The organism is Streptomyces sp. IBSBF 3136 (assembly GCF_036815105.1).
In the GTDB taxonomy this organism is placed as follows: Bacteria; Actinomycetota; Actinomycetes; order Streptomycetales; family Streptomycetaceae; genus Streptomyces.
The window spans coordinates 1-5,328 of sequence record NZ_JAJSZC010000351.1 but is presented as its reverse complement, the minus strand read 5'-3'; the positions used below and the strand labels follow the sequence as shown (position 1 = coordinate 5,328).

Here is a 5,328-nt window from a genome sequence, read left to right as displayed (position 1 = left end):
CCGAACTCCCCGAGCAGCTCGACGACCTGCCGCGTTGGGGCGGGGTGGGGGGCGCGCCCCCACACCCCGTGTTCTCCCCGCCCCCGCCCCGCGGGCCGCGGCGCCGCCCGCGGCCCCGGCCCGGACCCGCCGCGCGCCCGCACGGCGGCGAGCCGACGGCGCCGGTGCTCGCCGTAGCCGAGGAGCGACACCCCGACGGCCAGCTTCGCCCCGAGCGCGGCCGTGGAGGGCGGGGACCTCGGGGGCGGCGGCTGCCCATCCGTCAGCAGCAGGACGACGGCGATGACCGTGACCAGGCACGCCAGCCAGCTCAGCAGGAAGACCAGCCCCTTGCGCGCCCCGCCGGTGGAGGCCACCACCAGCACGAAGGCCATGAGGGGCAGCGGGTCGAGCGTGATCGCCAGAGCGATGAGCAGCAGGTCGAGCACCATGGGGACCCCCACCGGTCGGGAGACCACGAGCGTAAGCAGCGGGCGTGCGGACGACATCTCGTGGCGGCCACAGGGTGAAGCGCGCGGCGGGAGGCGCGCGCACCACGGGGTCGCCCGTCCGGGTCCGTCCAGCGCGCGCGGCGAGCGGGGTGCTGAGGCAATGGGAGTGATCCGTCACCGACCACCCCGGAGGGCCCCGTGACCGAGCCGCCCGTCCCCGAGTCCCCGGGCCCGCCCGAGCGTGACGCCACGGCGCACGGCGGAAGGGGCGAGGCCGGCGCGGGCGGGGCCCGGCCGCACGGGAGCGGGGCCGCCGGACGGGTCGCGCGGAGCACCGCCTCCGCCGTGCTGATCGTGCTGACCTGCATCCTCGTCCCCGTGGCGCTGCTCGCCACCTGGGTGCACGACATCGCGCTCGACACCGACCGCTACGTGGCGACGGTCGAGCCGCTGGCCACCGACCCCGCCGTCCAGGACGCGGCGGTCCACCGGATCACCGAGGCCGCGGGCGCCCACGTGAACGGCCCGCAGGTCGCCGGGGACATCGCCTCCTGGCTGCAGTCCCAGGGCCTGCCGCCGCGCGCCGCCGACGCGCTCAGCCGGCTCGGGCCGCAGATCGACTCCGCCGTGGACCAGGCCGTCACCAAGATCGCCACCCGTGTGGTGCACAGCGACGCCTTCGCGACGGTGTGGACCGACGCCAACCGCGCCGCCCACAACGCCGTCGTGCACGCCCTGACCGGCAAGGGCCGCGGCGCGGTCGGGGTCAGCGACGGCACGGTCACCCTCGACGTCGGGACGGCCGTCGACCGGGTCAAGAACGAACTGGTCGACGCGGGCCTGAAACCCGCCGCCAAGATCCCCCAGGTGAACAAGCAGCTGGTGCTGTTCCAATCCGACGAACTCGCCAAGTTCCGCAAGGGGGCGCGCCTCCTCGACATCGTCGGGAACTGGTTCCCGGTGATCGTCGTCGTCCTCGGCGTCGCCGGTGTCCTCCTGGCCCACCGGCGGCGCCGGGCCCTGGCACGCACCGCGCTCGGCGCCGCCTTCGCCTGCCTGGTGGTGGCCGTCGCCCTGATCGTGGCCCGCCACTACTACCTCGACCACCTGCCGCCCCAGGTGCAGTCCAAGGCGGCGGCCTCGGCCGTCTTCGACACACTGCTGCGCTTCCTGCGGGTCAGCCTGCGCACGGCCATCGTCCTCGGCGTGGTCATCGCGCTGGGCGCCTACTTCGTCGGGCCGGGCCGGCTGCCGGTGGCCGTCCGCGGCGCCTCCGACCAGACCGCCGACTCCGCCGCCCGCTGGGCCGCCGCCCACCACGTCAGCACCGGGCGCGTCGGCGCCTGGGCGCTGGCCTACCGCCGGGCCGCCGCCCTCGGCGTCCTGCTGATCATCGCCCTGGTCTTCGCGCTCTGGAACCACCCGACCGTCCTCACCGTCCTGCTGCTGGTCCTGGTCCTGCTCGTCGTCCTGGCGGTGCTCGCCCTGCTGGCGGCCGGCGGCCGCGTCCAGCTCGACGCGGTCCGCCGGGCGCCGGGGCCGCCCGGGGACGCGGCCTGACACCGGCGGCCTCCGCGTCGGGCCCGGCACCGGCCGCCGGGCGGCGGTGACCGGACGGGCCCGGCACCGGCCACGGGCGGGCGGCGACCTGATGACCCGGCGAGACCCGAGGGACGTATGGGACGTATGTGGGGCCCGGTCGTCCCTGTGCGAACCGGGCCGTTGCCTGCGATGCTGATCGAGTAGTGCGCCGTCCATGGCCCGAGGGACAGGGGTGGTGACCGTGGCTGCACAGCACGACGACGGAACGCGGGAACCGGCCGTCGCTTATGTCGATCCGCTGGGGGAGCCGTACCTGCAGACGCGGTTCGCCCTGCCGGTGCGGCCCGCGACCTTCCTGCGCCGCCCGCGGCTCGCCGCACATCTCGACCGCGCCCTGCGGACACCCCTGACGATGGTCAACGGCTCGGCCGGGGCGGGCAAGACCCTGCTGGTCGCGGACTGGGCCGCCCGGCTCGGACAGCCGGTCGCCTGGTTCACCAACGAGGCCGGTGACCAGGGCGGCGGGATGTTCTGGGCCTATGTGCTCCAGGCCCTGCGCGCCGCCGGCGTACCGCTGTCCGCCGAGGTCGGCTGCCCCGCCGACGCCAACCGCGTGGACCACCGGCTGCTGGCCCGCCTCGCCGACGAGCTGAGCGGCCTCGAGCGGCCCGCGCTGCTCGTCCTCGACGAGTTCGACCGGGTGACCACACCGGGCACGGCGGAACAGGTGGAGTTCGTCCTCCAGCACGCCGGCGCGGGACTGCGGCTGATCCTCGTCACCCGCACCGAACCCCTGCTGCCGCTGCACCGCTACCGGACCGCCGGGACCATGACCGAGATCCGGGACGCCGAACTGGCCTTCACCACCGAGGAGGCGGCCGAGTTCCTCGACCTGCACGGCCTGCGGCTCACCGCCGAGGCCACCCGCGCCCTGGTGGAGCGCACCCGGGGCTGGGCCGCCGGCCTGCGCCTGTGCGCCATGGCCGCCCAGGAGGCCCCGGACCCCGAGCGCTACCTGAAGGACTTCGAGGCGGGCCGGAGCACGGTCGCCGACTTCCTGCTCGCCGAGGTGCTCAAACGGCAGCCGCCGCACACGCAGGACCTGCTGCTGCGGGTCAGCGTCGTCGAGCGCTTCTGCCCCGAGCTGGTGGCCGCGCTGACCGGCCGCGACGGGGTCGAGCCCATCCTGGCCGAACTGCACGGCCAGAACGCGTTCGTGGAGGACCTCGGGCACTCGTGGTACCGGCTGCACCCGCTGTTCGGCGAGATCCTCCGGGCCCATCTGCGGGTCCGCTCGCCCGGGCTCGAACCGGAACTCCACCGGCGGGCCGCCCGGTGGCTGCGGGCCTCCGGCTGCCTGCCCGAGGCCCTCGGGCACGGCGCCGCCGCCGGCGACTGGGACTTCACCGCCGGGGCCCTCGTCGACGACCTCGCCATCGGCCAGCTGTTCACCGGGCTGCGCGCCGACGACCTCGCCGAGCTGTTCTCCCACATGGGACCCGAGGTCACCAGCGCGGCGGCGGACCTGGTGCGCGCGGCCCGTGACCTGTCCGAACGCGACGTCGACCGCGGCCTCGCCCATCTGCGCCGTGCCGAGGAGCGGATGGCCGCGCACGCCCCCGACGCGGCCGGGCGGCTCAGCTGTGTGCTGCTGGAGTCCCTGGTGGCCCGGCTCACCGGTTCGCCGGGGCGGGCCGAGGCGGCCCTGGCGACGGCCGAGGAACTGCGCGGCGAGGTCCCCGCCCAGCTCCTGGACAAGCACCCCGAACTCATCGCCCTGCTGCTCACCCACCTGGGCTCGGCACGCCTGTGGGCCGGCCGCCTCGACGAGGCGAGCACCGTTCTGTCCGAGGCGGCCGGGTGCCCCGGCGGGGCCTCCACGGCGCTGCCCCGGGAGGACTCCCTCGGGCACCTGGCACTGATCGACTACCTCAACGGCTGGCTCGGCCGGGCGGAGCGCAAGGCGCGGGCGGCGCTCAGCGAGACGGAACAGTTCGGGCTGCCCCATCCCCCCGGTTCCGGGCTCGGGCAGCTGGTGCTCGCGGCCGTGGCCGTGGACCGCGACGACCTGGGGCAGGCCCAGACCCTGCTGGACGAGGCGCCCGGCCCCGGCGCGGGCCCGCCCGACCCGGTGACCGCCGCCGGCCGCTCCCTCGCCACGGCCCGGCTGCTGCTCGCCCGCGGCGAGCCCGGGGCCGCGGCGGCCGCGGCCGACCTGGCCGTACCGGCCCTCGTCGGCTCCCCCTGGGCCGAGGTCCACACCGCGCTGGCCGCCTCCGCGGCCCACCTGGCCGAGGGCCGGCCGGACAGCGCCGCGAAGGTGCTCGACGACGTGGCCTGCGACGGGGAGCCCGCCCTCGTGGCCGAGATCGCCTGGGCCCGGCTCGCCGCCGGGGACCGCGGCGCCGCGCTGGAGCTGCTGGACGGGCTGCGCCCGCGCGACCGCACCGGCCCGGGCGTGACGGTCCGGGCGGCGCTGGTGCGCGCGCGGGCCGCCCACGAGGCGGGCGACGTGGCAACCGCCCGCAAGCTGCTCGCCCGGGCCCTGCTGGAGGCGCGCCGGGAGCATCTGCGCCGCCCCTTCCTCGAAGCCGGGCCGCGCATCCGCCACCTGCTGGACGCGCCGCCCCTGCAGGCACTGGCCGCGGGCTGGCTCACCCCCGACGCCCCCGCACCGCACGCCCGGCCCGGCACGGACGCCGAGCCCCCGACGCTGGTCGTCGAGGAGCTGAGCGGACGCGAGCGCGAGGTGCTGCGGCGGCTGGCGCAGATGATGTCCACCGAGGAGATCGCCGCCGACCTGTACGTCTCGGTCAACACCGTGAAGACGCACCTCAAGAGCGTCTACCGGAAACTCGGTGTGAACCGGCGCGCCGACGCGGTCCGCCGGGCCCGCGAGCGCGGCATCCTGTGACTCCGGGACCCGCCGCTCCGGACACCGCCGGGACGGGCCCGCGGCCGGTTCACCTGTGCCGGGTGAGGTCCGCCGCCCCGGCGCGGCGCAGTCTCGTAGACGAGACCGCAGCCGGCCCGCGGCGGGAGAACGGGACATGCGCTACGAGATCCGCGTCGATGGACTCATGTCGGAGACCCTCACCAGGGCCTTTCCCGAGCTGGAGCACGTCATGATGTCCGGCCAGACGGTGCTGTTCGGGCCCGTCGTCGACGAGGCGCACCTGTACGGTCTGCTGATCCGCTGCCAGTCGCTGGGACTGCGGGTGGTGGAGATGCGGCAGCTGCCGGAGTGAGCCGGGCGGCGGTCCGGTGAGGCCGACCGCGGGCCCACCGTCATCGCCCGCCGCCCCAGGCACCGCCCGGGCCCCAGGCACCGCCCGGGCCCCAGGCACCGACCCGC

4 protein-coding genes are annotated in these 5,328 nt (G+C 76.4%); 3 read left to right on the top strand and 1 reads right to left on the bottom strand.

The genetic code is table 11. The features are described 5' to 3' along the window. A partial coding sequence (locus V7E45_RS38465) for a GAP family protein (protein ID WP_333778924.1) occupies positions 1-431 on the bottom strand: 431 nt, incomplete at its 3' end. A 198-nt stretch (positions 432-629) separates the two neighbouring features. Here V7E45_RS38465 and V7E45_RS38460 point away from each other — a divergent pair. From V7E45_RS38460 to V7E45_RS38450, 3 genes are all read left to right on the top strand, one after another. Then, entirely contained in the window at positions 630-1,991 is a 1,362-nt protein-coding gene (locus V7E45_RS38460; protein ID WP_333778923.1) for a hypothetical protein, read from the top strand. A gap of 196 nt (positions 1,992-2,187) precedes the next feature. Continuing rightward, a complete protein-coding gene (locus V7E45_RS38455; protein ID WP_443056348.1) occupies positions 2,188-4,887 on the top strand; it encodes a LuxR C-terminal-related transcriptional regulator in 2,700 nt (899 codons plus the stop codon). A gap of 136 nt (positions 4,888-5,023) precedes the next feature. Next, positions 5,024-5,221, top strand: coding sequence for a hypothetical protein (locus tag V7E45_RS38450; RefSeq protein WP_020943130.1), 198 nt, complete (start codon positions 5,024-5,026; stop codon positions 5,219-5,221). Positions 5,222-5,328: the final 107 nt, after the last annotated feature.